The 2,785-nt window shown below is 28.7% G+C and carries 4 protein-coding genes and 1 riboswitch; all 4 genes read left to right on the top strand.

The annotated features are described in order from the left end of the window. The coding region (locus tag Q0V09_RS10240; protein WP_297489258.1) for an N-acetylmuramoyl-L-alanine amidase at positions 1-568 on the top strand (568 nt) is incomplete at its 5' end. Between the two features lie 65 nt (positions 569-633). Further along, positions 634-751: riboswitch (FMN riboswitch) on the top strand. An 87-nt stretch (positions 752-838) separates the two neighbouring features. Further along, a complete protein-coding gene (gene ribE / locus Q0V09_RS10235) occupies positions 839-1,312 on the top strand; it encodes a 6,7-dimethyl-8-ribityllumazine synthase (protein WP_297406664.1) in 474 nt (157 codons plus the stop codon). Between the two features lies 1 nt (position 1,313). Then, the gene (ribD, locus tag Q0V09_RS10230) at positions 1,314-2,414 is read left to right on the top strand and encodes a bifunctional diaminohydroxyphosphoribosylaminopyrimidine deaminase/5-amino-6-(5-phosphoribosylamino)uracil reductase RibD (protein WP_297489255.1); all 1,101 of its coding nucleotides are present in this window, start codon (positions 1,314-1,316) and stop codon (positions 2,412-2,414) included. Further along, a partial coding sequence (locus tag Q0V09_RS10225) for a riboflavin synthase (protein WP_297489253.1) occupies positions 2,399-2,785 on the top strand: 387 nt, incomplete at its 3' end. The genes ribD and Q0V09_RS10225, both read left to right, overlap by 16 nt.

Here is a 2,785-nt window from a genome sequence, read left to right as displayed (position 1 = left end):
TGCAGGAGTCAGTTCATTTGATGGTTACAAAAATCTAAATGACAACTCTATAGGTATTGAAATTTCAAATTTAGGCTACTCTAATGTTTATAGAAGTAAAGTAAAAAACATTACTGAGGGTCTTATTGATAAAACAATTTTTTATCCCTATAATGATGCTCAAATTTATAAAATTGGAATGCTTTTAAGAGAATTAACCATTAAATATCGAATTAGTCCTAAATATATTTTAGGTCATTCTGATATTTCTCCTGGAAGAAAATTTGATCCTGGTCCTAGATTTCCATGGAAATATCTTCATGAGAAATATGGAGTTGGAGCTTGGTATAATTACGAAGATTTTTTAAGATATTACTCACCTCAACTTTATAATTCATATTCTATAATTATGTTAAAAAAAGAACTTGCTAAATATGGTTATTCTATCCCACTTACTGATACTTGGGATCTGCAAAGTAAAAATGTTATATCTGCGTTTCAAATGCATTTCAGACCTAGAATAGTCAATGGAGTCTTTGATTTAGAAACTTTTGCTATTATCAAAGCTTTAAATAAAAAATATAAATAAAAAAATATTTATTGACTTTTATATATGCTAATTGTATAATCAGCATACGTAAACCAAATACAATAGATAAACTTCAGGGCAGGGTGAAATTCCCGACCGGCGGTTATAGTCCGCGAAACCTTTATGGTTTGATCTGGTGAAACTCCAGAACCGACAGTATAGTCTGGATGGAAGAAGTGTTTTTTTTATACACAATTTTTCTAATTTATTAATTTTAAGCCCGAAGTCTATCTTCGGTTTTTTTTTACAAAAAATTTGAGGAGGACTAAAATGGTAAAAATTTATGAAGGTATGTTTAATGGTGAAAATTTAAGAGTAGGTATTGTTTGTGCAAGATTTAATGAATTTATTGTTTCAAAACTTTTAGGAGGTGCTATTGATGCTCTTAAAAGACATAATGTTTCTGAAGACTCTATTGATGTAGCATGGGTTCCGGGAGCTTATGAAATCCCACTTATTGCTAAAAAAATGGTATCTACAAATAAATATGATGCAGTGATTACTTTAGGAGCAGTTATTAAAGGTTCTACTCCACATTTTGATTATGTTTGTGCTGAAGTTTCTAAAGGAGTGGCTTCTGTTTCATTAGATGCAGGAATTCCTGTTATATTTGGAGTGTTAACAGTAAACTCTATTGAAGAAGCTATTGAAAGAGCCGGAACTAAAGCTGGAAATAAAGGTTTTGATGCTGGATTATGTGCAATTGAAACTGTAAATCTTATGAAAGAAATTGACTGTAAATAATATGCATAATAAATTTATGCAAATAGCACTAAACGAAGCTAATAAGGGGATTGGAGCTGTTAATCCAAACCCTTTAGTTGGTGCTGTTATTGTTAAAAATAAAACTATTATTTCAACTGGATATCATAAATCTTATGGTGATGCTCATGCTGAAGTAAATGCTATAAATAAAGCTAAAAATCAAACAGAGGGAGCTACTATTTATGTTACTTTAGAACCTTGTTCTCATTTTGGAAAAACTCCACCTTGTGTTGATTTAATTATAAAATCTAAATTTAAAACATGTGTTATTGGTACAAGTGATCCAAATCCTTTAGTTGCAGGAAAAGGAATTGAAAAGCTTAAAAATTCTGGAATTGAAGTTATCTTTGGAATTATGAAAAAAGAGTGTGAAGATATCAATAAAGTCTTCTTTAAATATATCTCTACTAAACTTCCCTTTATTTTTATTAAATGTGGTATTACTCTAGATGGAAAGATAGCTACTAAAAACTTTTCGTCTAAATGGATAACAAATGAACTTGCTAGAGAAAAGGTTCAAAAATATAGAAACTATTTTTCTGGGATTTTAGTTGGCGCAAATACTGTTATTCAAGATAATCCCTCTCTTAAATGTTCTTTAAAGTCTGGACGTAATCCTTTTCGATTGATCCTTGATAGAAATTTGACTATTTCTAATGAGTGTAATATAATTTATAATAATGAAGATTCTAAAACTATTATAATTACATTACAAGAAAATGAAAATTCAGATAAATATAATACTTTTAAAAATAATTTTAATATATCTTTTATCTTAATAGAAAAGAATAATACACTTAAGGATATTCTTTTTAAGATTGGTGAATTAGGAATTGATTCAATCTTAATTGAAGGTGGAGAAAATGTAATCTCTCAATTTTTTAAAGAAAATTTATTTGATGGAGGAGAAATTATTGTTGCTCCTAAAATTTTAGGAGATTCCAATGCTATTTCTTTTATAAATGGATTTTCTCCAAACCTTATTCAAGATGCATTCTCTTTAGATAATATTAAAATAAATTTATATGGAAATAATATAGGTTTTGAGTTTTATAAGGAGGAAGGATGTTTACTGGTTTAGTTGAAGAGATGGGAAAAGTTAAAAGTTTAAAAAAAACATCTCAAGGAATTAAATTAGAAATTTCTTGTGATAAAGTTATTACCAATGCTAAAATTGGGGATAGCATCGCTACAAATGGAGTTTGTTTAACTGTCACTGAACTCTTATCGAATTCTTTTATTGCCGATGTTATGAATGAAACAGTAGCTGTAACTACCTTACAAAATCTATCTTGTGGAGATTTTGTAAACTTAGAAAAATCACTAACTTTACAAAGCTATCTTGGTGGACACTTAGTTACTGGTGATGTAGACTGTTGTGGTAAAATTTCAACTATTTCTCAAGATGGATTCTCTATAAGATATACTGTTGAAATAGATCCATATTTCATG

Origin of the sequence: uncultured Cetobacterium sp., assembly GCF_947039425.1 — a bacterium.
GTDB lineage: Bacteria > Fusobacteriota > Fusobacteriia > Fusobacteriales > Fusobacteriaceae > Cetobacterium_A.
The sequence above is the reverse complement of the archived record's forward strand: the minus strand, read 5'-3'. Positions and strand labels throughout refer to the sequence as shown.